20 protein-coding genes are annotated in these 26,166 nt (G+C 72.3%); 9 read left to right on the top strand and 11 right to left on the bottom strand.

The window, feature by feature from the left end:
- Positions 1–45: 45 nt before the first annotated feature.
- Positions 46–786 carry an HAD-IIA family hydrolase gene (locus ACFC0B_RS24135; RefSeq protein WP_376089726.1) on the bottom strand — a complete coding sequence of 247 codons (741 nt, stop codon included), beginning with the start codon at positions 784–786 and terminating at the stop codon, positions 46–48.
- Between the two features lie 408 nt (positions 787–1,194).
- On the opposite strand from ACFC0B_RS24135, the gene ACFC0B_RS24130 reads away from it, so the two are divergent.
- The 3 genes from ACFC0B_RS24130 to ACFC0B_RS24120 all read left to right on the top strand — a co-directional run bounded on the left by ACFC0B_RS24130 (position 1,195) and on the right by ACFC0B_RS24120 (position 4,414).
- Positions 1,195–2,343, top strand: a complete 1,149-nt coding sequence (locus ACFC0B_RS24130) for a low temperature requirement protein A (RefSeq protein WP_376089338.1) — start codon at positions 1,195–1,197, stop codon at positions 2,341–2,343.
- Between the two features lie 168 nt (positions 2,344–2,511).
- Positions 2,512–3,189 carry a uracil-DNA glycosylase gene (locus tag ACFC0B_RS24125; RefSeq protein ID WP_376089723.1) on the top strand — a complete coding sequence of 226 codons (678 nt, stop codon included), beginning with the start codon at positions 2,512–2,514 and terminating at the stop codon, positions 3,187–3,189.
- Positions 3,190–3,370: 181 nt separating this feature from the next.
- Positions 3,371–4,414, top strand: coding sequence for a glycoside hydrolase family 6 protein (locus ACFC0B_RS24120; RefSeq protein WP_376089335.1), 1,044 nt, complete (start codon positions 3,371–3,373; stop codon positions 4,412–4,414).
- A gap of 13 nt (positions 4,415–4,427) precedes the next feature.
- Here the strand turns inward: ACFC0B_RS24120 and ACFC0B_RS24115 are convergent, their stop codons facing one another.
- The 3 genes from ACFC0B_RS24115 to ACFC0B_RS24105 all read right to left on the bottom strand — a co-directional run bounded on the left by ACFC0B_RS24115 (position 4,428) and on the right by ACFC0B_RS24105 (position 10,248).
- Complete coding sequence (locus ACFC0B_RS24115) at positions 4,428–6,359, bottom strand: galactose oxidase-like domain-containing protein (protein WP_376089332.1); 1,932 nt, start codon at positions 6,357–6,359, stop codon at positions 4,428–4,430.
- Positions 6,360–6,368: 9 nt separating this feature from the next.
- Positions 6,369–8,324 (bottom strand): glycosyltransferase family 2 protein, encoded by a 1,956-nt coding sequence (locus ACFC0B_RS24110; RefSeq protein ID WP_376089329.1) that lies wholly within the window; start codon positions 8,322–8,324, stop codon positions 6,369–6,371.
- Positions 8,325–8,811: 487 nt separating this feature from the next.
- The gene (locus ACFC0B_RS24105; protein ID WP_376089326.1) at positions 8,812–10,248 is read right to left on the bottom strand and encodes a 3-oxoacid CoA-transferase; all 1,437 of its coding nucleotides are present in this window, start codon (positions 10,246–10,248) and stop codon (positions 8,812–8,814) included.
- A gap of 1,320 nt (positions 10,249–11,568) precedes the next feature.
- Between ACFC0B_RS24105 and ACFC0B_RS24100 the strand changes: the two genes are divergently transcribed.
- A complete protein-coding gene (locus ACFC0B_RS24100; protein ID WP_376089720.1) occupies positions 11,569–12,474 on the top strand; it encodes an alpha/beta hydrolase in 906 nt (301 codons plus the stop codon).
- Between the two features lie 13 nt (positions 12,475–12,487).
- On the opposite strand, the gene ACFC0B_RS24095 is transcribed toward ACFC0B_RS24100, so the two are convergent.
- Both ACFC0B_RS24095 and ACFC0B_RS24090 read right to left on the bottom strand, forming a co-directional pair.
- On the bottom strand, positions 12,488–13,780 hold the full coding sequence (locus ACFC0B_RS24095) for a hypothetical protein (protein ID WP_376089323.1): 1,293 nt from the start codon (positions 13,778–13,780) through the stop codon (positions 12,488–12,490).
- Between the two features lie 246 nt (positions 13,781–14,026).
- Positions 14,027–14,623 (bottom strand): DedA family protein, encoded by a 597-nt coding sequence (locus ACFC0B_RS24090; RefSeq protein ID WP_376089320.1) that lies wholly within the window; start codon positions 14,621–14,623, stop codon positions 14,027–14,029.
- Between the two features lie 632 nt (positions 14,624–15,255).
- On the opposite strand from ACFC0B_RS24090, the gene ACFC0B_RS24085 reads away from it, so the two are divergent.
- Complete coding sequence (locus tag ACFC0B_RS24085) at positions 15,256–16,371, top strand: LLM class flavin-dependent oxidoreductase (RefSeq protein ID WP_376089317.1); 1,116 nt, start codon at positions 15,256–15,258, stop codon at positions 16,369–16,371.
- A gap of 34 nt (positions 16,372–16,405) precedes the next feature.
- Here the strand turns inward: ACFC0B_RS24085 and ACFC0B_RS24080 are convergent, their stop codons facing one another.
- Together ACFC0B_RS24080 and ACFC0B_RS24075 are read right to left on the bottom strand one after the other, a co-directional pair.
- Entirely contained in the window at positions 16,406–18,556 is a 2,151-nt protein-coding gene (locus tag ACFC0B_RS24080; RefSeq protein ID WP_376089314.1) for a putative bifunctional diguanylate cyclase/phosphodiesterase, read from the bottom strand.
- A gap of 443 nt (positions 18,557–18,999) precedes the next feature.
- Positions 19,000–19,428 carry an OsmC family protein gene (locus tag ACFC0B_RS24075; RefSeq protein ID WP_350571830.1) on the bottom strand — a complete coding sequence of 143 codons (429 nt, stop codon included), beginning with the start codon at positions 19,426–19,428 and terminating at the stop codon, positions 19,000–19,002.
- 331 nt (positions 19,429–19,759) lie between these two features.
- Here ACFC0B_RS24075 and ACFC0B_RS24070 point away from each other — a divergent pair, with 331 nt between their 5' ends.
- Positions 19,760–20,131, top strand: coding sequence for a chorismate mutase (locus ACFC0B_RS24070; protein ID WP_376089310.1), 372 nt, complete (start codon positions 19,760–19,762; stop codon positions 20,129–20,131).
- A 43-nt stretch (positions 20,132–20,174) separates the two neighbouring features.
- Here ACFC0B_RS24070 and ACFC0B_RS24065 read toward each other — a convergent pair whose 3' ends face one another.
- From ACFC0B_RS24065 to ACFC0B_RS24055, 3 genes are all read right to left on the bottom strand, one after another.
- On the bottom strand, positions 20,175–21,470 hold the full coding sequence (locus tag ACFC0B_RS24065; RefSeq protein WP_376089307.1) for a hypothetical protein: 1,296 nt from the start codon (positions 21,468–21,470) through the stop codon (positions 20,175–20,177).
- Positions 21,471–21,570: 100 nt separating this feature from the next.
- On the bottom strand, positions 21,571–21,732 hold the full coding sequence (locus ACFC0B_RS24060) for a hypothetical protein (RefSeq protein WP_376089304.1): 162 nt from the start codon (positions 21,730–21,732) through the stop codon (positions 21,571–21,573).
- A gap of 87 nt (positions 21,733–21,819) precedes the next feature.
- The gene (locus ACFC0B_RS24055) at positions 21,820–22,350 is read right to left on the bottom strand and encodes a helix-turn-helix domain-containing protein (RefSeq protein ID WP_376089301.1); all 531 of its coding nucleotides are present in this window, start codon (positions 22,348–22,350) and stop codon (positions 21,820–21,822) included.
- Between the two features lie 204 nt (positions 22,351–22,554).
- Between ACFC0B_RS24055 and ACFC0B_RS24050 the strand changes: the two genes are divergently transcribed.
- From ACFC0B_RS24050 to ACFC0B_RS24040, 3 genes are read left to right on the top strand one after another with little or no spacing between them, the layout of a single operon-like run.
- Entirely contained in the window at positions 22,555–22,761 is a 207-nt protein-coding gene (locus tag ACFC0B_RS24050; RefSeq protein WP_376089298.1) for a helix-turn-helix domain-containing protein, read from the top strand.
- On the top strand, positions 22,758–23,057 hold the full coding sequence (locus tag ACFC0B_RS24045) for a hypothetical protein (RefSeq protein WP_376089295.1): 300 nt from the start codon (positions 22,758–22,760) through the stop codon (positions 23,055–23,057). Before ACFC0B_RS24050 ends, ACFC0B_RS24045 begins: the two co-directional genes overlap by 4 nt.
- 44 nt (positions 23,058–23,101) lie before the next feature.
- Positions 23,102–25,939, top strand: coding sequence for a DUF927 domain-containing protein (locus ACFC0B_RS24040; RefSeq protein ID WP_376089292.1), 2,838 nt, complete (start codon positions 23,102–23,104; stop codon positions 25,937–25,939).
- Positions 25,940–26,166: the final 227 nt, after the last annotated feature.

Raw genomic sequence — 26,166 nt, 5'->3', positions numbered from 1 at the left:
TCCTCCCCGCACGGAGGACCCCCGGTGCGCCGGTGCGCCGGCGCGTCAGATCAGGTCGACCAGGTCGGCGATCGACTCGACGACCCGGGTCGGCCGGTAGGGGAAGCGCTCCACGTCCTCCGCCTGGGTCAGGCCGGTGAGGACGAGGAAGGTCGACATGCCCGCCTCCATGCCGGAGACGATGTCGGTGTCCATGCGGTCGCCGATCATCGCGCTGTTCTCGGAGTGCGCGCCGATGGCGTTCAGCCCGGCCCGCATCATCAGCGGGTTGGGCTTGCCGACGAAGTACGGCTCCACCCCGGTGGCCTTGGTGATGAGGGCGGCCACCGCCCCGGTGGCCGGGAGCGCGCCCTCGGCGGACGGTCCGGTCTCGTCGGGGTTGGTGGCGATGAACCGGGCGCCCGCGTCGATGAGCCGGACGGCCTTGGTCATCGCCTCGAAGGAGTAGGTCCGCGTCTCGCCGAGGATCACGAAGTCGGGGTCGGTGTCGGTGAGGACGTAGCCGACGTCGTGCAGCGCCGTGGTCAGGCCGGCCTCGCCGATGACGTAGGCGGTGCCGCCGGGCCGCTGGTCCTCCAGGAACTTGGCGGTGGCCAGCGCCGAGGTCCAGATGTGCTCGACGGGGACGTCGAGCCCCATCCGGGCCAGCCGGGCGTGCAGGTCGCGCTGGGTGTAGATCGAGTTGTTCGTGAGGACCAGGAACGGCTTGCCGGAGTCGCGCAGCCGCTTCAGGAAGGTGTCGGCCCCGGGGATCGGCACGCCCTCGTGGATGAGGACGCCGTCCATGTCGGTCAGCCAGGAATCGATCGGCTTGCGCTCTCGCTCTGCCACGTCGGTGTCTCCTACGTCTTGCGATGGTTCTGAACGATCTCGTGCATCGCTCCGGACCGGACACCGGTGGCCGGCCGGGCGCCGCTCGGCTGCCCCAACGTGGACCAGCGTAGTCGTCCCTCCCCGCGCCTCCCAGAGCCCGCCCACAGCCCGGACCGGCCCCCGGCCCGGGAGGAACCACCGTCACCGGCGGGCCGTCGGGGACCGGTCGGCCGATGGCCCGGTGTCCGGTCCGGCGTCTGTCCGGTCCGGCGTCGCGGGCCCCGCCGGGTTGCTCTAGCCTCGGGGCTGCTGTTGCGGGCCCCGGTCCCGGCCGACGGTCGGGAGCGGGGCCCGTTCGCTGTGGGCGTCGGGGAGGACGGAATGGGCGGCGCGGGGGAGTTGGCGGGGGAGAAGCGGGTCACCTGGGCGGAGTTGTACTTCGACCTGGTGTTCGTGTTCGCGATCACCCAGGTGTCGGGGCTGCTGCACCACCACCACGACGGGATAGGGGTCGTCCGGGCGCTGGTGGTGTTCGTGCCGGTGTACTGGTGCTGGGTGGGGACGACCGTGCAGGCGAACATCCGGGACGTGGACACCGCGCGGGACCGGCTCGGGATCCTGTCGGTCGGGCTGACCGGGTTGGTCATGGCGCTCGCGGTGCCCGGGGCGTGGGAGGGACGGGGGGTGCTGCTCGGGGCCGCGTACTGGGCGGCGCGGATCGTGCTGCTGCTCCTGCTGGTGCGGATCCCGGGGGTGTGGCGCGGGCCGTACGGGGTGGGGGTGCTGGTCAGCGGGCCGCTGCTGGTGGCGGGCGGGCTGCTGCCGGAGGGGCCGCGGGTCGTCCTGTGGGGGCTGGCGGCGCTCTGCGACCTGTCCGCTCCGGTGGTGTTCCGCAGGCGGCTGGCGAACGTCGCGTACCACCCGGCGCACATGCCGGAACGGTTCGCCCTGTTCCTGCTGGTCGCGCTCGGCGAGTCGATCGTCGGGATCGGCGCCACCGCGGCGGCGGCCCGCCTCGACGCGGCCGAACTCCTCGCTGTCACCGCCGCGTTCACCATCTCCGCCGGGCTCTGGTGGCAGTACTTCGTCTACGCCGCCGACGCCATGCGCCACGCCGTCGAGGTCGCCGACTCGCGCCGGGACGTCGTGCGGCGGGTCTTCCAGTACGGGCACCTGGCGCTGGTCGCCGGAGTGATCGCGGTGGCGGTCGGGTTCGGGGAGACGGTGGCCGATCCGCGCCGGGCGCTCGGCGCAGGGTCGGTGGCGCTGCTGTACGGGGGGTGCGGGCTGTACCTGCTGACCTTCGGCTACACCCGCTGGATGATGTTCCGCTCGGTCGCGACGACCCGGATCGGGGCGGCGGCGGTGGTGCTGGCGCTCGCGCCGCTGATGGTGCGGTGGCCGGCGATCACCGCGCTGGTGTCGCTCGCGGTGGTGCTGGTGGCGCTGAACGTGGTCGAGCACCTGCGGGTGGCGAGGGCGGCGGCCCGTGAGCTGGGCGTTGAGCCGGTTGTCGGTGGGTCTGTGTAGCGTTCGGGGTGAAAGAGGGCGTACGGCGCGAGCGGCGCGATACGCCCGCGGGTCGGGGCGGTGCCGCGGTGAGCGGCCGCCCGGTGGGAGGTAGAGGTCGTCGTGACGGACACGGTCGAGGCGGGGACGGTCGAGGCGAACGTGGGCGAGGCGCAAGCGGGTACCGGGCTGGAGCTGCCGGAGTCCTGGCGGGGGGTGCTGGGCGCCGAGACGGAGAAGCCGTACTTCGCCGAGCTGGCGTCCTTCGTGGCGGCCCAGCGCTCGGAGCACCAGGTGTTCCCGCCGAGCGGGCAGGAGTTCTCCGCGCTGGAGGCCACCCCGTACGAGAAGGTCCGGGTGCTCGTCCTCGGCCAGGACCCGTACCACGACGACGGCCAGGCGCACGGCATGAGCTTCTCGGTGCTGCCCGGCACCAAGACCCCGCCGTCGCTGCGCAACATCTTCAAGGAGCTGGACGCCGACCTCGGCATCCAGGCGCCGGACAACGGCTACCTGATGCACTGGGCCGAGCAGGGCGTGCTGCTGCTCAACGCGGTGCTCACGGTGCGCGCGCACGAGGCCAACTCGCACAAGGCCAAGGGCTGGGAGAAGTTCACCGACGCGGTGATCAAGGCGGTGAGCGCGCGCGAGGAGCCGGTGGTCTTCGTGCTCTGGGGCAACTACGCCAAGAAGAAGCTGCCGCTGATCGACACCGAGAAGCACGTGGTGGTCCAGGGCGCGCACCCGTCCCCGCTGTCCGCCAAGCTGTTCTTCGGCAGCCGGCCGTTCTCGCAGATCAACACCGCGCTGGACGGCTTCGGGGTCGACCCGATCGACTGGCGGATCCCGGACCTCAAGCAGGCCTGAGCCGCGGTGCCCCCTCGACCGGCCTGACGGAGCGTCTGCCGTGGGGCGAGCGCCCGCCGTTCACCTGGAGGTGGACGGCGGGCGGTGCTCCGGTGTGCGAAGCTGGGGGCCGGACCGGGGCGGGGGAGGGGCGTAGGTGCGCCGAGTAGGGCGAGGGGCGGGGTTCCGGCTGGCTGTGGGGGTGGCCCTGCTGGGACTGGTGGCGGGTGTCACGGGCTGCTCGGGGGGAAGTACCGGGAAGAGCGCAGGCGGCGCGCAGACCGCGCCCGGTGGTGGGAGTCCGAGCGGGACGCCGACCGCGCAGGCCGGCGCCGGCACGCTGCCGCAGCTTCCGGGCCAGACCTTCTACGTCTCCGACCAGACCTCCGTCGCCCGCCAGGCGGCCGCCCTGCGCGGCCAGGGCCGTACGGCCGAGGCCGACACCCTGCAACGGATCGCCGCCCAGCCGTCCTCCCAGTGGCTCGGCGACCAGGCGGCCCGGGGCATCGCCGACCAGGTCAGCCGCCGTGCCGCCGAGGCCGACCGCACGCCGGTCTTCGTCGCGTACAACATCCCGCACCGGGACTGCGGCCTCTACTCGGCCGGCGGGGCGGCCGACGCCGGCGCGTACCGGGCCTGGATCACCGGCCTGGCGGAGGCGATCGGCGACCGCCGGGCCTGGGTGGTGCTGGAGCCGGACGCGGTCGCGCACACCCTGGACACCTGCGGGGTCAAGGGCGACGCCGCCGCCGAGCGGTACGGCCTGCTGGCCTTCGCCGTCCAGGAGTTGAAGAAGCGCCCGCAGGTGCGGGTCTACCTGGACGCGGGCAACCCCGGGTGGACGCAGGACTTGCCGGCGCTGGCCGAGGCCCTGCGCAAGTCGGGGATCGCGGCGGCCGACGGCTTCGCGGTGAACGTCTCCAACTTCTTCACCACCGACCGCAACGAGGCGTTCGGCGCGCAGCTGTCCGCCCTGCTGGACGGCAAGCACTTCGTCGTCGACACCAGCCGCAACGGCAACGGCCCGCTGGACGCCGGGGCGTGGTGCAACCCGCCCGGCCGGGCCCTCGGCGCGCCGCCCACGACCGGGACCGGCCGGCCCGGCGTCGACGCCTACCTCTGGATCAAGAACCCCGGTGAGTCGGACGGCGAGTGCGGCCGCGGCGAGCCGCGCGCCGGCGAGTTCTGGCTCCCGTACGCGCTGGGGCTGGCGACGGCGGCCGGCGGCACCGGGGCCGCGGGGTAGCGGGCCTCTCCGCTCAGGGGGTGACCTGGATCCAGCGGGCCTCCGAGGGGGTGCCGGCGGCGTCCGTGACGAAGAGCATGTACCAGCCGGGCGGCAGCAGGTTCGGGTTGGCGGGCAGGGTGAGCGCGAGGCCGTCCGCCGTGCGCGCGGTGATGTCCAGGGCCACCGAGCGCTGCTCGACGTCCGTGGCGTGGGTGACCGAGCTCGGCCGGACCAGTTTGGCGGTGGCGATGCCGCCCGGCGCCGGAGCGGTCACCTGGACGGTGCCGCCGAGCTTGGCGGCGGCCGGGGCGCCGGTGAGCCGCGGCCGCTCGCCGTGGAACAGGTAGGCCGGGCTGTAGATCTCGATCCGCTGCTCGAAGGTGCCCGGCTCGGTGTTCGCCCTGTCGTTGAAGAGCGGGTCGGAGCCGAGCACCGCCACCCGGCCGTCGGGCAGCAGCAGGGCCTCGGCGTGGTAGTTCCGGCCGACGGCCGGCTCGGCGGCGGTGGTGAAGGTGTTGGTGTCCGGGTGGTAGGTCTGCGCCTTGAGCAGGTCACTGCGGTGCTTGCCCCGGTAGTCGCGTGAGCCGCCGGTGGTGAAGACGGTGTCGTCGGGCAGGATCACGCTGTTGAGGTACCGGGTGCCGCCGGCCGGCAGGTCGGGGCCCGGGGTGAACGCGGGCCGTTCGGCGGCGAGGTCGGCGATGTCCGTGCGGGCGGTGGAGAGCGGGGACTCGCCGACGCCCCCGCCGCCGAGCACCATCACCTTCTGCGCCTGCGCGGGCGGCAGCAGGACGGAGGAGGACGTCTCGGTGAGCTCGGGGTCGCGCAGGCCGGGGACGGGGTGGAAGCTGTTGTCGGCGAGGTCCCAGAGCCCGGGCGCGCGGCCCTTGTCGGCGGGGCCGTAGCCGGCGTTCGAGCCGGAGTAGAAGAGCTTGCCGGACCCGGTGAGGAAGATCGACGGGTAGGTCGGGAAGTAGCGGTCGGGGGCCTTGGACCAGGTCTTGCGGGCCGGGTCGTAGATCTCGTTGTCGTTGCCGCTGAGGATCTGGCCGGTGTCGTCCAGCCCGGAGACGGTGACCACCCGGCCGTCGCCCAGACCGGTCAGCGTCGGGTACCAGCGGGCGTAGGCCATGTCGGTGACCTGCTCGTACAGCTCGGTGTCCGGGTTGAACTCGAAGGCGGCGCGGATGCCCTGGTAGTCCTGCTTCTCCAGGGTCATCCGGTCGGCCGTGCCGTAGACGTTCCGGGCGTCGGCGCCGGTCAGGCCCTTGACCGTGTACTGGGCGGGGGAGTCCAGCACCGAGCCCGGGCCGGGGGCCACCGCCTCGGCGAACACCCTGGTCTCGCCGGCCGTGACGACGGTCGCGGCGCCGGCCCCGGTCTTGGTCGCGGCGGGGACGGTGACGTCGTCGGTGGAGACGTACTCGCGGCCGTCGGGCGCGCGGAAGACGGTGCCCCGGGGGAGGCTGCGGGCGGTGTCCGGGTCCTCGTTGCGGATCCGCATGGTGCCGGCGGCCTTCTTCACCGCGCCGTCCAGCGCCTCGTAGCGGCGGGTGCCCCCGGCCACCAGCATTCGGCCGTCGGGCAGCGCGGTGTGGCCGCCGCAGAACATGTCGGCGGGGGTGGGGACGTTCTTGTAGGTGTTGGCGACCGGGTCCCAGAGCAGGCTGCGGAAGGTGCCGGCGTCGAAGTTCTTCTGGTTGTTGCCGGAGCCGGCGATGATCAGGACCTTGCCGGTGCGCAGCAGGGCGGCGTGGATGGCGTTGATCCGGAACTCGGCGGGGAGGACCAGGGTCTGCCAGTGGCCGTACTCCGCCTTGTAGGCGGGGCGGTTGATCGCGTAGTGGTGGTACTGGTCGGTGGCGAAGCCGAGGACGGCGGGTGCGTTCATCCCGGCCACGGTGAGGGCGACGGTGCTGCCGAGGGCGAAGCGCCGGGTGCGGCCGGTGTGGCGGATCTTCACGGTGGTTCGTCATCCCCTCGTGGCGGGTGTGGCTTCGGGTTCGGAGGCGGTTTCGGGTTCGGGCTCGGGCTCGGGCTCGGGCTCGACTGCGGGCGTGGAGCCGGGCTCCGGCGCGGGCGCGGGCCCGGGTGCGGGAGCCGGGGTGGCGGTCGCGCCCGCCGGGGTGAGGGTGAGGGTGAGGGTCGAGACGGGCCGGGCCCGGCGGCGGCGCACGGCGTCCGCGGCGAGCAGCAGCATCGGCAGCAGGCTCAGGAGGAGGGCCAGGCAGGCCCAGGTGCGCATGGCGACGTGGTCGTGGCCGGTACGGAAGGAGGCCGCGACGGCGCCGCCGAACACCACCGCCCAGAACAGGTGGAACCGGAAGGTGGAGACCCGGTCGGGGCTGGTCGACGCGCCCTTCGGCGTCACCACGAAGCGGCTGCGGATCCGCAGGAGGGCTTGGAGGAGCGACGCCGCGTAGACCGGACCGCACAGCGCGGACATCACCATGCCCGCCACGCCCGAGGAGCCCGCCGGCTCGTGCGGGCTCACGTTGTGCTTGCGGTTCCAGGTGTAGAGCAGCAGCTGCAGCACGGCCGCGTCGCTGTAGAGCGCCATCCAGAGCTCGGACGACACATGGACGCCCGAGGCGCCGAACCCCAGGTAGAGCACGCTGGACACCCCGCCGAGCAGCCAGGTCAGCGCCGCCATCGGGTAGAAGGAGACGAGCAGCGTGTAGTTCAGCAGCCGCCCCGGCGACAGCCCCCACGCCACCCGCCAGAACTGGGTCAGCAGCGTCTCGTAGGTGCCCCGGCTCCAGCGCAGCTGCTGCGAGAAGAAGTCCGTCCAGGACGACGGTCCCTCGCCGACCGCCAGCACGTCCGGCGTGTAGACCGACTTCCAGCGCGCGCCGGTGGCCGGGTTGCGGCTCCGGTGGAACTCCAGACCGGTGGCCATGTCCTCGGTGACCGAGTCGTACAGCCCGCCGATCGAGCGCAGCGCCTCCAGCCGGACGGCGTTGTTGGTCCCGACGAACATCGGTGCGCCGTAGCGGTTCCCGGCCCGCTGGACCAGGGCGTGGAAGAGGTACTGCTGGCTCTCCGAGAACTTGGTGACCACCGAACCCGAGCTGCGGTAGTTCCCGTACACCTGCGGGCCGACCACGAAGGCCACATCCGGGTCGCGGAAGTAGCCGAGCATGCGCTCGCAGAACTCGGGCAGCGGCACGTGGTCGGTGTCCACCGAGATCCAGAAGTCGTAGTCCGCGCCGTACGCCTGGAGCCAGCTGTTGTAGTTGCCGTGCTTGGTCCGGGCACGGAACCGGCCCTTGGGCGTGTTCCACTGCGGGATGTCGTCCCGGCTGAAGTGGCGCACGCCCAGCCGGTCGCAGAGATCGCGCATGGCGGGATCGTTCCCCTCGTCCAACAGCCAGACCTGGTAGGGCCCGTCGTGCCGGACGGCCAGCGCGGCGGTGAGCGTCGCGCGGACCATCTCGGGCGGTTCCTTGCCCGGGACGAGGGTGGTGAGGAACGCGACCCGGGTGCCGCGTTCGGGCGTCACCGGGACCGGGTCGCGGGCGGCGAGCGTCGCGTGCACGTTGGAGACGACGTTGACCAGCCGGAACGCCTCGACCACGGCGATGATCCCGATCATCACCTTGTCGCCGACCAGCAGCCAGGTGTCGGTCTCGCCGGGCCGGACCGGCCAGTGGCCCGGCTGGAGCAGCCAGACCAGCAGCACGCCTTCGACCAGGGGCGCGGCCAGCAGGAGCAGCGCGGCCCGGATGCGGTGCGGTTCGCGGCGCAGCAGGCTGCGGTACTGCACCCGGTACGGCTCGTCCGGCGCGGGGTCCTCGACCGCGCGGCCGGCGAGGCGGCTGAAGTAGGCGTAGTCGTAGGGGGCTTCGGGAACGGCGATCGGCTCCGGCACGGCGGCCGGGGCGGACGGATCCGTGCCCTTCGCCCGACGCGACAGCGGCCCGGTCATGTGCGCTCCCCCCGTGGCCGGCCGCGCGGACCCGCCTTTCGTGCGTGCTCCGACCAGGGGTGTGCGACCTGATGCGCCGCACAGCCGCACGGCGGCGGACCGGTCCCCCGGAGCCCTGCCTCCGCTGCCGGGCCGCTGTCCGGCGAACCGTTCCGCTTCCGGTGGTTCGGCATTCCGGCGGTCCGGTGGCTTTCGGTGATCCCTGGCCGTCAATCGTTGGAACGTGCGCGATCGAGGGTGGTGCGCGGTGGCGGAACGGCGTCGGAAAGCGGGATCCCCGTGGCGGTCCCGGACTCCCTTCCGGGGCGCCGGGATCCCCGGGCTTCCCCAACTGTCGCGGAGGGGAAGCCTGATTGCAACCGGTCCGAAAGATGATCAGGGAGGAGATCGGTGAATCCGGTGATTCCCGGCCAATCGGGGGCGTGTCGGTGTTATAGGGGGTGAATCGCGTTTCGACACCTCCGGATTGTTCGAATGTGTGTGTGGTTCAGTGGGTGTGTCGTACTGGCGGCGCCGCCCGGGCCGACAGCGGCGGCAGCAGGGCGGCACCGGTCGCCGCCCGCACCTCGTCGACGGTGACTCCGGGCGCCGTCTCGACCAGCCGCAGCCCCTCCGGCGCCACGTCGATCACCGCGAGTTCGGTGACGATCCGGTCCACAACGCCCCGGCCGGTGGCGGGAAGTGAGAGCCGCTCGACGATCTTCGGTGAACCGTCCCGCGCCGTGTGCTCCATCACGACGATCAGCCGCCGGGCGCCGTGCACCAGGTCCATGGCGCCGCCCATGCCCTTGACGGTCTTGCCCGGGATCATCCAGTTGGCGAGGTCCCCGGTGGCCGAGACCTGCATCGCGCCGAGCACCGAGACATCGATCCGACCCGCCCGGACCATGCCGAAGGAGGACGTGGAGTCGAAGGTCGAGGCCCCGGCGGTGAGCGTGACGGTCTCCTTCCCGGCGTTGATCAGGTCGGGGTGCTCGTCCCCCTCCACCGGGAACGGGCCGACGCCCAGGATGCCGTTCTCGGAGTGCAGCACCACGTGCACGCCGGCCGGGAGGTGATCGGGGATCAGTGTGGGCAGTCCGATGCCCAGGTTGACGTACTGGCCGTCGCGCAGTTCGCGCGCCGCCCGGGCCGCGAGCGCGTTCCGGGCGGTGGAGCCCGCGGCGTCCTCGGGGGCCGCGGCGCGGACGGTGCGCCGTTCGATCCGCCGGTCCTGCGGGTCGGCGGCGACGACCCGGTCGACGTACACCCCCGGCAGGTGGACGGCGTCCGGGGCCAACTCGCCCGGCTCGACGATCCGGTCCGCCTCGACGACGGTGATCCGCCCGGCCGTCGCGCAGAGCGGATTGAAGTTCCGGGCCGCGGCGTGGAACACGCAGTTGCCGTGGCGGTCCGCGACCTCGGCGCGGACCAGGGCGAAGTCCGCCGTGATGGCCTCCTCCAGGAGGTGGCGACGCCCGCCGAACTCCCGGACCTCCTTGGGCGGCGAGGCCACCGCGACCGATCCGTCCGCCGCGTACCGCCACGGCAGTCCGCCCTCCTCGACCTGGGTGCCGACCCCGGCGGGAGTGAAGAACGCGGGGATCCCCGCGCCACCGGCCCGCAGCCGCTCGGCGAGCGTGCCCTGCGGGGTCAGCTCCACCTCCAGTTCGCCGGAGAGGTACTGCCGCGCGAACTCCTTGTTCTCCCCGACGTAGGAGGAGGTCATCCGGGCGATCCGCCCGGCCCGCAGGAGCAGCCCCAGCCCCCAGTCGTCCACCCCGCAGTTGTTCGACACCACCCGCAGCCCGGTGGTGTCGGTGGCCGCGAGCGCGCCGATCAGCGTGCTGGGGATGCCGCAGAGGCCGAAGCCGCCGACGGCGAGCACCGCGCCGTCGGGGATGTCGCCGACCGCGTCGGCGGCGGAGTCCAGGACCTTGTCCAAGGTGTCACCTCGTGAGGGGGATCGGGAGGGGAAGGGGGGAGGGGTGGGATGCGGGGGGTGTGGTGCGTGGTCCGCCGTACCCACCGTCACGTCGGCCGGCCCTGCGTGGCCATGTCGGCCGCCGCCACGCTCTGCCGGAGAGGCATGGCGTACGGCCACACCGGGGCACCGCCGGGCCGCCGTCCGGCGGGCGGTATGGAGCCGGCCGCCACAGCGGCGCGGTCTGATGCATCGGCCGGACACATGTCGCTGCCCGTACGCCCCGTCTACGGTTCCGGCATCCACCTCGACAGCACCGCCCTCGGGAGCCGGTCATCATGCACAGCTCGACAGTTCCCACCACGACCCCCTCCGGTGTCCGATCCGGAGCCCGCTCCGCGCGCGGGCTCGCCGCGGTTGCGGCCTGTGTCCTCCTCGTGGCCGGCGCCACCGCCTCCGGTCCCCGGCACTGACATCGACGCAGCCGGAAGCCGCTCAGGAGGGCCCGAACGGGCTGGAATCGCTCGAACAGGTGAATCGATCACAAATCGCTCGACAATCCCGCACCGAGGGCTACGATCGTGGCCGATCGCTCTGCTGATCCTGTTCCTTGTCGCCCCATACAGTGCGCTTCCCGCCCCGGGACTGCTCGCCGGCCCGCTCGGCAGCCCCGGGAGCCTCCCACTCATCGCCCCGTGCCTGTTCTACGGGGCCCTCGCCTCCGGGTACGGCCTTCGGCCCGGCCGTACCGGACTGCTGCCCTTCGGCCGCGCGCTGCTTCGCGACCGGCCTCCGCACCACCGACCTCGCCAGGCCGAAGCTCCGGCTGCCGTTCGCGACGGCGGCCGCCTTCGGCGCCGCCCGCACCGTCGCGCCGGCCCTTGCTGCTCGGCCCGGTCGGCCTCCGCGTCACCGGCACCGGCTCCTCCACGGCCACCCCGGCCTTCGCACCGGCCGGTTCGATTCTCGTCCGGCGCGATCCCGGCGGGCCGACCGCCGGCCGCCCCCGGGGCATCGAGAACACCACCGACCTCTCCTGGATCGCCTCCGCCCCCGCCCCCCACCCGGCCCCGGCCCTCGCCGCCCTCGGGCCTCTTCGCCGCCGTGGTCCATGTGCTGCCGGGCGGCCCGGCCAGGCCGTCCGCCCGGATCCGTGCCGCCCGCTCCACCCGTTCGGCCCGGGTCGCCGGCCGGACCGCCGTTCCGCCCAGTGCCCGCCCTCCCAGGAGGTAGTCCCGCGTGAGCCAGTCCGAGAGCCCGTCGACACACCGGGCGACCGATCGATCCGCCCAGCCCGCTCCGCCGCCCGAGCCGCCCGAGCCGTCCGGGGTCCCCGGTGGGCTGGCGGCCCCGGAACGGCTGGGCGTCCCGGTCCCCGGCGGGGAGCTGTCCGTGCTCCGCTGGCCCGCCACTGTGCCCGGCGCCCCGACCGTCGTGGCCGTGCACGGCATCACCGCCAACGGCCTCGCCTGGTTCGAGGTCGCCCGCCGCCTCGCCGGGCGGGCCACCCTGCTCGCACCCGACCTGCGCGGGCGCGGTGACAGCCGCGACCTCGGCGGGCCCTACGGACTCGCCCGCCACGCCGACGACGTGGCGGCCCTGATCGCCGGACTCGGTCTGGGGCCGACCGTCGTGACCGGCCACTCCATGGGCGCGTGGGTGACGGCCCTGGCGGCCGTCCGCCACCCCGACCTGGTCGGTCGGGTGGTGCTGGTCGACGGCGGGGTCACCTTCCCGCTGCCCGAGGGCGTGAGCGAGGACGACGCCCTGGCCACCGTGCTCGGGCCGGCGCTGGCCCGGCTGTCGATGACCTTCCCCGACCGGCAGGCGTACCGCGAGTTCTGGCAGCGGCACCCGGCCTTCGCCGCCGACTGGTCCGCGGAGATCGACGCGTACACCCAGCGCGATCTCGTCGGCGACGAACCCGAGCTGCGCTCCTCCTGCGTGCTGGCGGCGGTCGAGACCGACGGGTCACAGGTCCTGCTGGACCAGGAAGCGGCCACCGCCGTGCACCGGCTGCCCTGCCCGGGCGAGCTGATCTGGGCGGAGCGCGGTCTGCTCGACGAGCCGCAGGGCCTCTACGACGAGAAGCGGCTCGCCGCCGTCGGGCTGGACCGCGCCCACCCGGTCCTGGCGTCGACGGTGCCGGACACCAACCACTACTCGATCCTCTGGGGTCGCGCGGGGGCCGAGGCGGTGGTCCGCGCCCTGCTCGGCACGGCCTCCGGCGGCCCCGCCGACGCGTAGCCGCCGCGACGGGTCAGCCGGCCGCGCCCAGGAAGGACTCCCAGCCGCCGGCCGGCGCCTGTCCGACGTTGAGGGTGCGCAGCTTGCGGAGGGTGGACTGGTCCTGGACCTCCAGCCACTCGACGAGCTGCTTGAAGGAGACCAGCCGGACCTCGGGCTTGCCGGCGATGGTCTTGAGCGTCTCCTCGACGGCGTCCATGTAGATGCCGCCGTTCCACTGCTCGAAGTGGTTGCCGATGAAGAACGGCGCGCGGTTGCCGTTGTAGGCGCGGTCGAACCCGGCCAGGTAGGCGTCCCGCGCCTGGGTGCGCCAGTCGTTGTACTTGGCCGGGTCCCCCTTGGTACTGCCCGCGGACTGGTTGGCCAGGACGTTGTAGTCCATGGAGAGCACCTGGAAGGTGTGCCCGGGGAAGGGGATGCTCTGCAACTGGAGGTCCCAGATCTTGCCGTCCTGCACCTTCTGCGGCCAGATCTGCAGGCCGCCCGAGGAGCTGGCGTCGTACTTCCACCCCAGGTTGGCGATGGTCGGCAGCAGGGCCTTCTGCCCCTCCAGGCAGGGGGTGCGGCCGCCGATCAGCTCCTTCTTGTAGTCGAAGGGGAGCGGGTCGACGTCGGTGAAGCCGGTGTTCGTCCGCCACTGGGTCACGAAGCCGACGGCCTGGTCTATCTCGCTCTGCCAGTCCTCGGGGGTCCACTTGTTGACGCCGTTGCCGTCCGAGCGGGTCGAGCAGAAGTGGCCGTTGAAGTGGGTGCCTATCTCATGGCCGGCCGACCAGGCCTGGCTGATCAGCTTGAGGGTGGCCTTCACCGCGCCGTCCGACAGATAGGGGATGTCGGAGGCGCCGACCGCGTGCTTCGGCGGGTGGTAGAGGTCGGCCTTGCCCTTGGGGAGGGCGTAGATGCCGGAGAGGAAGAAGGTCATCGAGGCCTTGTGCTCCTCGGCGAGCTTGAGGAACCGGGGGAACTGGCCGTCCTCGGTGCCGCCGGCGCCGTCCCAGGAGAAGACCACGAACTGCGGCGGCCGCTCGCCCGGCTTGAGCTTCTCCGGCTTGGGCTGGTTCGGCTGGGGGCCGGTGTCGGAGGTCGAGCCGTCCCCGATCGGCGTGCCCTTGGCCGGGGCCGTGGCGGAGGACCCGGCGGCCGGTCCGGAACTCCCGGTGCCGGTCGTGGGGGCAGGGGCGGAGCCCGAGGCGGACCCGGTGGGATCGGTCGATCCCGAGCCGCCACCGGAACAGGCCGCCACCGCTCCGAGAGCCGCAGTCGCGGCGGTGGCTGTGAGCACGGTCCTGCGCGAGATGCCGGCCATCGTCTCCCCTGCTGCCCGGACCGGTGAGGCCGCAACTCAGGCCGTGCCAGTCATATCGGACAATTGATTGATTATCCGTCGTTAGCATGTCATGCGAACGCGGGGGTCACCAAGGGGCCCGAGGTCCGCCGGTACTGAACACGCCGGGCACACCTGTACGGGATGCGAAGAAATGTCTTCTGTTGCCGTCCTGTGACGCTTCGCCCGTTTCGCGGGGGGCGTTTCGAGGGCGCCGGCGTTGTGGCGTCAGCCGAGGGAGACGCGGCGGCTGCGGCAGGCGACCCGTGCGATGGCGGTGCTCACCACGGTGGCGGCCGTGCAGGAGACCGCGAGGCTCAGCCAGGCGGTGTCGAACCAGTGGCTGTTGAGCCAGCCCAGGGTCACGATGTAGGCCGCCCAGATCAGCGCGGCCAGGGCCGACCACCGCAGGAAGCGGTGCGGATGGGCGGGGGAGTGGCCGATGGCCAGGTCGAGGATGGTCCGCCCGGCCGGTACGAAGCGGGCGATCACCACCATGGCCGCCGCCGCCCGGGTGGTGCGCCCGTCCAGGGCCTGCTGGACCCGTGCCACGCTGGCCGCCAGCTTCGGGCGGTGTTCCAGGCGCCGGTTGACCATCGGCGCACCGCGGCGCGCGAGCTGGAGCAGCAGCAGGTCGCCGAGGAAGGAGGCCGTGGCCACCCCGAGCCCGAGGAGCACGGGGGCGCCGTCTATCTGCGCCGTCTTGAGCACCGCGAGTATGACGAGGGTCCCGCTGGGCAGGAACGGGAGGAAGGCATCGCCGAGCACGGCGCAGAGCGCCAGGCCGCAGATCCATGAGGATCCGACCAGTGCCGCGATGTCCATGCCCTTACTCCCTCCAGGCTGCCCGGGGGAGCAGTGGTTGCAAGGGACAACGCTAGCGCCTCGACTATTCATGCCATGAAGCACCCCGGTCATGCGGTGGGTGCGGGTGGCGTATCTCACATCCGCTCCGGCCCGTTCGGGACGCGGCACACCCCGGCGCCGGGCGGACCATGGCACGAGCCCCCGGGGCGGGGTGCCGCTCCGAGGGCTCGCGGGGATCGGTCGGCGCTGGTCCAGCCCGACGATCTTGCTGGTGGTGCGGATCCGGTTGGGTGATCCGCCTGAGCCCTAGCCTGCCGGATGGCGACGGCCGGCCGCGAGCCCCCGGGCTGGCGACTTCCCGCGCTGGCGTGAAGTCGCCACGGGTGTTCGTCCGCTGGCTCTGCGTCAGCCTCTCCACCCGGGGCCGGAGTCGCAGGAGGCCCGCGGGAACGTCACCGGGCGGCCGGCGGAGGCCGGTCGGCGGGCGCCCTCGGGAGGGTCCGGCCGGACCGCCGGCCGGGGAACAAGGCGACCCGGGGGCGGGGTTGACCAGTGTCGGCACCGGCTGCGGCACCGACCGCCACCGGTGGGCAGCGCCGGTGCACCGCACCGGCGGACGGTACCCGACCACGGCCAGGAGGACGGACGGCATGACGACCGAGGACAGTCAGGAGAGCCGGCGGGAGAACGGGTCCGGCCCGCACTCCGCGGACGCGATCCGGGGCACCTCCCGGGGAACGGCGCCCGCCCCGCTGTCGATTCTCGACCTGGCCACCGTCGGGGTCGGCCACACGCCCGCGCAGGCGCTCGCCGCGACCACCACGCTGGCCCGCAGTGCCGAACAGTGGGGCTACCACCGCTTCTGGGTGGCCGAGCACCACGGCATGCCCGGCGTCGCCAGCTCCACGCCCGCCGTCCTGCTGGCCCACCTCGGGGCCCACACCAGCACCCTGCGCCTCGGGTCCGGCGGCGTGATGCTGCCCAACCACGCCCCGCTGGCGATCGCCGAGCAGTTCGGCCTGCTGGAGTCGCTCCACCCAGGACGGATCGACCTCGGCCTCGGCCGCGCCCCCGGCACCGACCAGGCCACCGCCCGGGCCCTGCGCCGGGGCCTCGGCGAGGGCGCCGACGACTTCCCCCGGCAGCTCGCCGAGCTGACCCACTTCCTCGACGGCAGCTTCCCCGCAGGGCACCCGTACGAGCGGCTCACCGCCGTCCCGAAGGGGGAGGGGCGGCCGCCGGTCTGGCTGCTCGGCTCCTCCGGATTCAGCGCCCAGCTGGCCGGCCGGCTCGGCCTGCCGTTCGCCTTCGCCCACCACTTCAGCAGCGCGAACACCCTTCCGGCGCTCGACCTCTACCGCTCGGAGTTCCGCCCCTCGGCCGTCCTCGACGAGCCCTACGCGCTGATCGGGGTGAGCGCGGTCGCGGCCGAGGACAAGGCCTCCGCCCGCCGCCTCGCCCGCTCCGCCGGGCTCAGCATGCTGCGGCTGCGCCGGGGCGACCCGGGCCCGATCCCCACCCCCGAGGAGGCCGAGGCCTACCCGTACAGCCCGGTGGAGGCGGACTTCATCGACGACTGGCTGGGCAATGTCGTCCTGGGTGCCCCGGGAGAGGTGGCCGACGGGCTGGAGGCGCTCCGCAAGCGGACCGGGGTGGACGAGCTGATGGTGACCTCGCACATCCACGGCCACGAGGCGCGGCTGCGGTCCTACGGGCTGATCGCCGAGGCGTACGGCCTGACCGGGGACCGGACCGCGACCGCCTGAGGGAGGTCGGGACCGGGGCCGGGACGCCCCTGGGTCAACGCTCGCCCGGGGTGTCCCGCCGGTCCCGGTTCTCCACGCCCGCCCGGTCCGCCCGGTCATCCCGCTCGTCCCGGCCGTCGCGGAGTATCGCCGCGACCAGCTCCGCCTCGCCGGGGCGGGCGAAGTACCAGCCCTGGGCGGTGTCGCAGCCGGTGAGCCGCAGCCGTTCGGCCTGCGCGGCGCTCTCGATGCCCTCGGCGGTCACGGTCAGGCCGAGCGTGTGGGCCAGCTGCACCATCGCGCCGACGATCTGCTCGTCGGCGTCGCTCCGCCGTGAGCGGACCTCGGGCAGCTCCGGCCGGCCGCCGGCCGGCGCCGGGTCGCGGAATCCTTCGATGAAGGTGCCGTCCAGCTTCAGCACGTGCACCGGGAGCCGGGAGAGGTAGGCCAGGTTCGAGTAGCCCGTCCCGAAGTCGTCGATCGCGATCCGCACACCCATGTCGGCGAGTGCCTGGAGCGCCTGGAGCGGGCGTCCACCGGGGCCGAGCAGCGCGCTCTCGGTGATCTCCAGCTGCAGCAGCCGCGCCGGCAGGCCGGTGCGGTCGAGGGCCTGGGCGACATCGGCGACCACGTCGGAGTCCCAGATCTGGCGGGCGGCCAGGTTGACGCTCACGAAGGTCTCGGTCTCGGGGAACTCGGTGAGCCAGCGGTACGCCTGGCGGCAGGACTCCTCCAGCACCCACTTGCCGAGCGGCACGATCGCCCCGGACTCCTCGGCGAGCGGGATGAAGCGGTCCGGCGAGAGCGTCCCGTAGCGGGGGTGGCGCCAGCGGACCAGCGCCTCGGCGCCGTGCACCGCGCCGTCGGCCAGGCCGACCAGCGGCTGGTACTCGATGGTGAACTCGCCGCGCTCCAGCGCCGGGCGCAGCGCGGTGGCGAGCAGTTGGCGGGTCAGCTGGTGGGCGCCCCGGTCGGGGTCGTAGAGGGTCCAGCGGGCCCGGCCGTCGGCCTTGGACCAGTACAGGGTGGCGTCGGCGTCCTTGACCAGGTCGGTGGGGGTGGTCTCGTGCACGGAGCGTTCGACGACGCCGACGCTGGCGGTGACCACCAGCCGGTGGCCGGCCACGTCGAACGGGCGCTCCAGGGCGTCGAGGATCCGGGCGGCCAGGTCGGTGAGCTGGTCGCTGCCGCTGCTGTCGGTCACCAGGACGGCGAACTCGTCACCGCCCATCCGCGCGACGAGTTGGGCGCCGTGCGCGGAGAAGCCGCGCCGCAGCCGGGTCGCGACGGCGATCAGCAGCTGGTCGCCGATGTGGTGGCCGAGGGCCTCGTTGATCGCGGCGAACCCGTCGAGGTCCAGGTAGCAGACGCCGACCCGGGGCCCGCCGCCCCCTGCCGCGCCCCCGACCCTGACCCCTGTCCCGGTCCCGTCGGCCGCGACGCCGGAGCCGTCGGCGGTTCCGGCGCTCCCGGTGCTCCCGGCGACCGGCCCTGTCGCCCGGTCGGGGGTGAGGCAGGCGGCGTCGAGGCGTTCGAAGAAGTACGTCCGGTTGGGCAGCCGGGTCAGCGGGTCGTGGAGGGCCTGGTACTCCAGGCGGTCGCCCAGCCGGCGCTGCTCGGTGATGTCCTCGACCAGGGCGAGCGTGTACAGCGGGTTGCCCTCGGCGTCCCGGATCAGCGAGACGGTCACCTTGCTCCAGACCGTCCGCCCCGCGCGGTGCTTGAGCTGCTTCTCGACCCGGAGCCGGTCGTGCTCGCCGTGGACGAGTGCGGGGAACAGCCGGCGCGGCATGCCCTCGGGGTCGACGATCTCGTGGAGGTGGGTCCGCACCAGCTCGTCGACGGTGCGGCCGGTCAACGCGGCGAAGGCGGGGTTGACCTCGATGATCCGGTCCTCGGGGTCGATGAGGGCCATGCCGATGGCGGCGTCGGAGAAGGCGGCCCGCAGTCGGGACTCGCTGGCCCGCAGGGCGGCCAGCTGCCGGCCGTGCTCCTCGGCCCCCGGCCGGCCGTTCGCACCGTCGCCGTCCGGCTCGTGGTGGGTGCCGTCACCGAGCGGCGCCGAACAGGTGGGGCAGCGGAGGGCGGTGTCGTCGACCGGGCCCTCCCGGGGGTCGGCCAGGGCGGCTCGGGCCGTGCCGTTGGCCGGGGCGGGGTGGAGGGCGGGCGGCAGGAGGCGGCGTGGCCGCGGGTCCTCGTGCCGCACGCCTGGGTGGTGTGCGTCGGCCCCCTCGTTCTGGCCCGGCACGGCATGCTCCCGTCCGCTGCTGACGCTTGACGCTGGTCCGGCCGGTCACCCGACTTCGGCGGCCGGCTCCGCACTCTGCCGGACTCGCGGAGACGGGACCCCGGTGCGGGACGCTCGGGACGGAGCGACCGGGTGGGAGCCCGCCTGAGGAACCGTGAGGAACAGGGCGCTGCGGCCGATCATAGGACGCGATGGCAACGCGCGGTGACCGCCGCCAGGGTGATTCGTCTGGTTTGGGGGCGAGTGTGGCGATACATGCGGACGCCCCTGGTGCACATCACATGATGTGCACCAGGGGCGTGTGCTCCGGGAGCGCGCCCTCGGGGCCCGGTTCGGCGCCGACCGCGCGCCGACCGCGCGCCGCGCCCGGACCGGGGCCGTGGACGGGACGCCCGGGAAGGTCAGCCGGCCAGGTTGGCCGTGAGGGTGATGGTGGTGCCGGTCAGGGCCTGGCTCACCGGGCAGTTCGCCTTGGCGTCCTCGGCGGCCTTCACGAAGCCGGCCTCGTCCAGCCCGGGCACCTCGCCGGTGACCGTGAGGTGGATGCCGGTGATACCGGTGCCCGGCTGGAAGGTCACATCGGCCTGGGTGTCGAGCTTGGTGGGCGGGGTGCCCGCGCCGGTCAGGCCGTGCGAGAGGGCCATCGAGAAGCAGGCGGAGTGCGCGGCCGCGATGAGCTCCTCCGGGCTGGTCTTGCCGTTCGGGGCCTCGGCGCGGGCCGGCCACGAGACCGGGTACTCGCCGATGCCGGACGACGCGAACGTCACCTGGCCCTTGCCGTCGACCAGGTTGCCTTCCCACGCGGTGCGGGCGGTGCGGGTGGTTGCCACGATCGGTACCTCCATCACTGAGGAACTGCTGACTCGTCACGTCCGGTCATGCCGCGCCCAGCCTACGTGCAGGTCGGGGGCGTGCCACAAGTAGCGCACCGGTCCGTCGCGTCCGAAAATCCCCCGGCCGCCCCAGCGGTCCGGGTCGTCCGTGGACGGACCCCGGCAGCTCGGAGCGCGGCCCCGAGGTCGGTCCGTGTGCCGTCCGTATCGTGGACGGTTAGGCCGAATGGTGCGGGCCGGTGCCGGGCGCCCTGTTAGATTGGCCCGGGCCCGGGCCCGGCCGCCGCGCGGTCGGGCGCACCACCGAGAGAGCCGCGGAGCCGCCCCGATGACGGACCACCCCACGACCCCCGACGCCGGACTGCCCGAGGGGGTCGACGACGCCGTGCGGGCCGAGCTGACCAGCCTGCGCGAGAGCATCGACAACATCGACGCCGCGGTGGTCCACATGCTGGCCGAGCGCTTCAAGGCCACCCAGCGGGTCGGCCGGCTCAAGGCCGAGCACAGGCTCCCGCCCGCCGACCACGCCCGGGAGCGCACCCAGATCAAGCGCCTGCGGGAGCTGGCCGCCGGGGCGCACCTGGACCCGGTGTTCGCGGAGAAGTTCCTCAACTTCATCATCGCTGAGGTGATCAGGCACCATGAGGCCATCGCCTCCGAGCCGCTGACCAGCGGGGCGAGTCGTCAGTCCGAGGACTGAAACCCCGAAACCATGATCATCTGGGGGATATTCGGGAGATCATTTACTGAGCCTCCCAGAGTCGGTCCCAGCGCAACGCCTCCATCGTCCGCTCGTACCGCCGCTGAAACGCCGCGAGCCGGTGCCGACGCATGGACGGCGTTGGGTGCTGGTACACGCCCTTGATTCCAGGGTACTTGTGCCCGGCCTGCTCATGCTGAAGCAGCGGGTGCACGTCCTCCTCGGCCTGCCAGGTGTCATGGGTGTGCCGGAGCCGCCGCATTGTCAGCCCGGGGTGGAGAGGCTCCCACTCCTCGCAGGCCGGCCGTCCGCGCCCGGGCGGCCGGGCAGGACGGCCGTCGGCCGCCGGGCGGATGATCTCGTACCACGCGTTCCGCCACCACCACTTGCCCTTGGCCGTGGTGAAGACGTATGGGTAGGGCCTGGAGTCCAGGTGCTGCTGGAGGAGGTCTGCGAGGAAGGGGGGCAGGTCGATGTCTCGGGCCGACTGCGGGTTCTTCAGCGGCTCGATGCCGCGGAAGGAGGTCCGCTTGCCTGTCTCCGGGTCGCGCTTGGCGTACTCGGCCAGGGCGCCGATCTCGGCGTCGATCCGGATGATCGGGCACGTGAAGATGCCCCCCTCCTCGTCGGCCTCGGCCCGAGTCAGCATGGCGTTGTCGCGGTGGAGCCCGGTGAGCTCTTCCCAGCGGGGGCCGGCGAACGCCACGGTGAGCACGTGCAGGCCGTAGAGCGGGCCGAGTCGCCGCGTGAGCCGCAGGACGGACTCCGTGGTCGCATACGGCGCCACCGGCGGCTTCGGCTTCACAGGAGCCGCGCGGACGCCACGCCGCGCCGCTGAGGCGGCGTCCACGCCTGTCAGGCGCCGGTTGTACAGGTGGTTGATCGGGATCCGTCGAGCGTCCACGGCGCCGGTGAGGATCCGCGAGAGCAGACCGACCGCGTCCCGGATCGTGCTCTCCGCCACCGCGCCGGCCAGTCCGCGGGCCCAGGCCTCGACCTCGAACCAGGTGAACGCGATCAGCGCCGTTTCCCGCCAACGGGGGAGGATGTGGGATTCCAGGAGGTTCCACCGATTGTCGGTGGTTCGGCCGCGAGGAGACTGCGCCTGGAGCCATTCCAGCGCCCATTCTCCGAAGCGGACTCGGCCCAGCTTCGGATCGATCCACGTGCCGGCACGGATGGCCGCTTCCTGCTCCTGGCCGTATTCGAGCGCGGTCGTTTTGGTTGGGAAGCCCGGTTCGCTGTCCCAGCTACCATCGGGCTTTTTGAAACGTGCCCGCCAAGTGGCTTTTCCCTTTTTTCCCTTGGCCTGGCTTACGCGCTTCTCTGCATACGCCACAGCGTTCCCCTCTCGTCGTCTGGCCGGCGGGGCCAATCATGACGATAGGGCCCCGCCGTGCCGGACGGGTGGCGCTGTGCGAACGGCCGGGCCCCGGTGATCAGCGGGTTTCCGGAGGGCCGTCCAGCCTCCGGGCCAGCAAGAAAGCCTGCTCCTCCGAGTAGACGTTCTCGTCCAGCCAGATGGTTGGCTCGGTGTCGCCGCTCCTTTCGACGTAGACGTCTCCGCCGTAGGGCATCTCCGGTACGAGCATGATCCGCATGAGGCAGCCCCTGTGCACCTGTGATGGGTGACCCCCCACTCAGGTAAACGGAATCCAATCACACGGTCGGGTGTAGGCAAAGAGGATTTAAGAACCTGATTCGTCATCAGAAAAAATCTGTCGGGCTGCCCGTTGGAGCTGACTCCACTTCCGCAGATCTTCCCGCATCCGCTCCGTGCTGGCCGACGGTCTGGTGGCGCCTCGCTTGAGGATCAGGACGGCCACCGAGTCGGGGTCGTCCGGCGCCAGATCGATCACGTCGCCATCAACGACCTGCCCGCCGAGCAGCGCCAGCCGGACCCGCTCGGACAGCCCGTCCAGGGCGGTGTCGAGCGCTGGAGTCTCGCCCGGCGGGGCGTGTGCGCCAACCTCGGCGCGGGCGGGTTCACCGCCGGCGAGTACCGCCTCCACGCTCTCCGCAGTCCATCCGACTCGTCGGGCGAGCGCGCGGTGGTTCGAGGTGACCTTGCCGTACTCGTGTCCCCTCTCGATCTTCTGGACGGTTGCCCGAGCGAGATCCAACTCGCTGGCCATCTCGCCCTGCGTCAGGCCGGCGGTCTTTCGGGCTGCGGCGAGCATGCGCCCCAGCCGAACCCAGTCTCTGTCCATGGTGCTCATGATGCACCACCCTCCATGCAACCAACGAGGCCCGATCCGGCCTTTTGGCCTGCGTTAAGGCTCACATTGGGTTGCACGGGGCGTGCGCGTGGTAAGTCGCGCCCCTTGAGCTGCCTACAAGGTGAGCTTGTGCGGTGATCGCGATGTAGTCATCTGAGTGCCAAAAAGCTTGCAACGTAGGCCTACCTGTGATTCTGTTCTCTCGTGACACCGAATGGCACGGCGATCAGGGTCATCCGCCAGGCTTGCAATGTGAGCCTGCGTCAGCTTGCGGCGCGCGCTGGTCTCGACCGCTCCTTCATCTCGCGCGTCGAGCGCGGCAAGTCGGGGGCGAGCGAGACCAGCCTCCGCGACATAGCGGCAGCGCTGGACGTCCCCGTAGCGGCCATCAACCGAGAGGAGATGTCGTGAGCACGCTTGTGAAGGCGATCAAGAGCCCGGCCAGGACGAAGTCCAAGGCCGACCCGAAGGCCGAGGCGGGCGCCGTAGCGCCCCTGACCGAGGCGGCGGTCCGCCACTACACCGCCGACGAGATCGAGCAGCTCCGCCTCCTGCCCTGCACCGCGCGCTGGCTGAAAAAGGAGGCGTACGCCCGCCGGGTCCCCTTCACCGGCGTCGCCGGGAAGCTCACCTGGCGCCTCGACCAGATCCTCGCCATCAGCCAGATGTTCGACTCCGCGCCGATCGGTACCCGACGCACGGCCTGACGCGTCGCTGCAGATCCTCGCCATCAGCCCGGAAGAGAGCTCCGTTGACCAGCACCACCCTGCGCGACGCCGCTCGCGACCTCCACAACGCCGGCCTGTGCGTCCTGCCTGTCAAGGCGGACGGCAGCAAGGCGGCTGCGGTCAGCAGCTGGACGCCGTACAAGACGCACCGATCCACCCCGGAGGAGCACGACCGCTGGTTCGCCCCCGGCCGCACCGTCGGCATCGCCGTCGTCTACGGCGGCGTGTCCGGCGGAGTCGAGATGATCGAGTTCGAGGGCCTCGCCGTCCGCGAGGGAGTCCTCGACGAGGTCACCGAGGTCATGGAGGCTTCCGGTCTCGGTGACATCTGGGCCGCGATCCGAACGGGCTGGGCAACCGAGTCGCCGTCCGGCGGCGTGCACTACCGGGTTCGCGTCGAGGGCGCTCCGGTCCCCCCGAACACCAAGTTGGCCCAACGCCCGGCGCGCGAGGACGAGTACACCCCGGAGGAGCGTCAGCGTCTCGCGGAGAGGCCGAACAGCCGGATCCTGCGCGTGCTCATCGAGACGCGAGGCGAGGGCGGGTACGGACTCACCGAGCCCTCCGGCGGCACCGTCCACGCCACCGGCCGGCCGTATGTCCGGATCGCCGGAGGGCCGAGCACCATTCCAGTCCTGGACGCAGACACCATGGGCGCCGTCCGCGAGGTCTGCCGGATGATGGACCGGGTGCCCCGGCCGGAGGCGCCTCGGACGGCACCGCGCCCGGCACCGCCCAGGTCCGACGGCACGATGCGGCCCGGTGACGACTTCGAGGCGCGTGCTGACTGGACTGACATCCTCCGCGGCATCTTCCGCCCTCTGCACACCCGCGGCTCCGAGACCTACTGGGGGTGGGATGACGGCGTCGGCGGTGTGAAGGCGACGACCGGTCGCGATGAACAGGACCGGCTCTTCGTCTTCACCACCGGCTCAGAGTTCCTGGCCGAGGTGCCGTACAGCAAGTTCGGCGCCTATGCCCTGCTGCACCACGGCGGCGACCACAAGGCAGCCGCCAAGGAGTTGGCTCGTCAGAACTACGGAAGTCGCCGCCCTGTGGCGGCCGGTGTCCCGCGCCCGACGCCTGGCGCCGAACAGCCGGGCGCCGCCGAGACGCCAGCCGCCGAGCAGGGCGGCCAGGCCGCGGCGGCCGAAGCGAGCGGCAGGGAGGGGTTCGACTACAGCTCGTTCGACCTTCCCGCCTCGGTGCGCACGCCTTTCGACTACCGGGTCACCGACCGTGGGGTCGAGGTGCTCAGCACCAGCGGCGAGAACTGGCTCCGCGTGACGTTCGCACCGTTGGTCATCACCGCCACCTTCGAGGACCCCGAAGGCGACCAGTACGTGGAGCTGTCCTGGATCGACCGAAGCCTGGGTCGGCCCCGACACATCTCCCGCATCGTCAGCCGCGAGACCGCGAAGCGGGGGCGGAAGCTGATCGAAACGCTGGGTTCGGCCGGACTTCCTGCCGTTGAAGGGGACGCGCGCGCCGTCGAGAAGTGGCTCGCTGAGTTCGAGTCCGCCAACGTTGGGCGCATCCCGTCCGAGCAACTGGCGCGCTGGTTGGGCTGGCAGGACGACGGCACCTTCGTCTCGTCGCCTCAGGACGGCATCAAGGTGGACACGCCCTTCGAGGAGCAGCGAGGCCCGGCACGTGCTCACGCGCGGAAGGGAAAGCTGGATGGCTGGCGAGACACCATTGGCCAGCTCGCCCCGTTCCCCGTGCCGCGCGTCGCAGTAGCTGCCGCTCTCGCCGCGCCGTTGCTCAAGCCGCTCGGGCTGAACAGTTTCACCCTGGACATCTCCAGCCGGTCGACGAAGGGGAAGACGACCGCACTCCAGTGCGCGCTGTCGGTGTGGGCGGACCCTTCCGAGCATGCGTCAGCGATGTCCAACTGGCGCACCACGCTGTACGCGATCGAGAAGCGGTTGAACCTGGTTCGCGGGATCCTCACCGTCTTCGACGAGACGATGGCCGTGACCGACGACAGCCTCATCGACGAGGTGCTGTACCAGCTCCCGATGAACCACGGGAAGGCCCGTAGCGGCGGTGCGTTCGGAAACATGCTGCCGTGGGAGACCATCCTCCTGTCATCCGGCGAACGGCCGGCACTTTCCTTCACCACCAGCCAGGGCGCGGCAGCTCGCATTCTCGGAACCACCGTCGCTCCGTTCGGCGACGACGGCGGGGCGGCCGCGGCGGCGGCCCGAGAAGGCGTGCTCGCCAACCACGGTCATGCGGGGCCGGAGTTCATCCAGTACATCCTCAGCGGCCTGGCCCAGCCGAACGGCCAGGACAAACTGAAGGAGCACCACCGCCGCCTGGTGGACGAGTTCCGCGGCGGTGGAGACATGACGAACCGGCGCGCGCCAATGGTTGCTGTCCTGGCGCTCGCCGAAACCCTAGCCTGCGGCATCGGGCTGCTGCCCTACGAGCCGCTGACCCATGACCTATGGCGCGGTCTGTTCACCGCCCACAACCCCACCGACAACCGGCCCGAGATGGCGCTGGACGTCCTCCGGGAGTACGTCGCCGGGCACTCCCATGAGCTGTACAGCGCCTCGCGCGCGGCCATGGGGGATCGGCCGCCGTACACCGGTTGGCTGGGCGCCCTGTCGGTGGACAAAGCTGGGGTGACGGAGGTCGCGCTGCTCCCCGAACGCGTCCGCAGGGTCCTAGCCGAGGCCGGCTACTCGCTCGATGCGGTCGTCGGGAGTTGGGTGGACGCGCAGTACCTGAAGACTCTGAAGAGCCAGCGCCCGGCGCACCTGGTGCCCCGCCGCTTCGACGGCGCACGGGCCAAGTGCCTCGCCTTCACCCCCGAGGGCATCGCCTTCGGAGACCAGGCCGAGGAGCAGTGACCACCCTCCTCTGGGGTGGTACGCACGGGGTGCGTACCACCCCAGGCCCCGAGTTTCCCCAGGTCAAAGGCCCCTCAAGGGCCTCATGCGGGGCGGTACGCGGTCGCCAGGAAATGGCACCCCTCAGGCGTGTGCGTGCGTGTGTGCGCGTGCGTGCGTGCCTGCGCACATCGACCCCTCTGTTGTTCTGCGTACCTGCATACCAGTCTCTCCAGGGAGACAAGAAA

Source organism: Kitasatospora sp. NPDC056184 (assembly GCF_042268405.1).
Lineage (GTDB): Bacteria > Actinomycetota > Actinomycetes > Streptomycetales > Streptomycetaceae > Kitasatospora.
This window is presented reverse-complemented; position numbering and strand designations above follow the sequence as displayed.

Bases quoted from the DNA above. Each gene is read 5' to 3' on its own strand.
- ACFC0B_RS24135 (WP_376089726.1), bottom strand. From the start codon at position 786: ATGGACGGCGTCCTCATCCACGAGGGCGTGCCGATCCCCGGGGCCGAC.
- ACFC0B_RS24130 (WP_376089338.1), top strand. From the start codon at position 1,195: ATGGGCGGCGCGGGGGAGTTGGCGGGGGAGAAGCGGGTCACCTGGGCG.
- ACFC0B_RS24110 (WP_376089329.1), bottom strand. From the start codon at position 8,324: ATGACCGGGCCGCTGTCGCGTCGGGCGAAGGGCACGGATCCGTCCGCC.
- ACFC0B_RS24095 (WP_376089323.1), bottom strand. From the start codon at position 13,780: ATGGCCGGCATCTCGCGCAGGACCGTGCTCACAGCCACCGCCGCGACT.
- ACFC0B_RS24090 (WP_376089320.1), bottom strand. From the start codon at position 14,623: ATGGACATCGCGGCACTGGTCGGATCCTCATGGATCTGCGGCCTGGCG.
- ACFC0B_RS24085 (WP_376089317.1), top strand. From the start codon at position 15,256: ATGACGACCGAGGACAGTCAGGAGAGCCGGCGGGAGAACGGGTCCGGC.
- ACFC0B_RS24070 (WP_376089310.1), top strand. From the start codon at position 19,760: ATGACGGACCACCCCACGACCCCCGACGCCGGACTGCCCGAGGGGGTC.
- ACFC0B_RS24060 (WP_376089304.1), bottom strand. From the start codon at position 21,732: ATGCGGATCATGCTCGTACCGGAGATGCCCTACGGCGGAGACGTCTAC.
- ACFC0B_RS24055 (WP_376089301.1), bottom strand. From the start codon at position 22,350: ATGAGCACCATGGACAGAGACTGGGTTCGGCTGGGGCGCATGCTCGCC.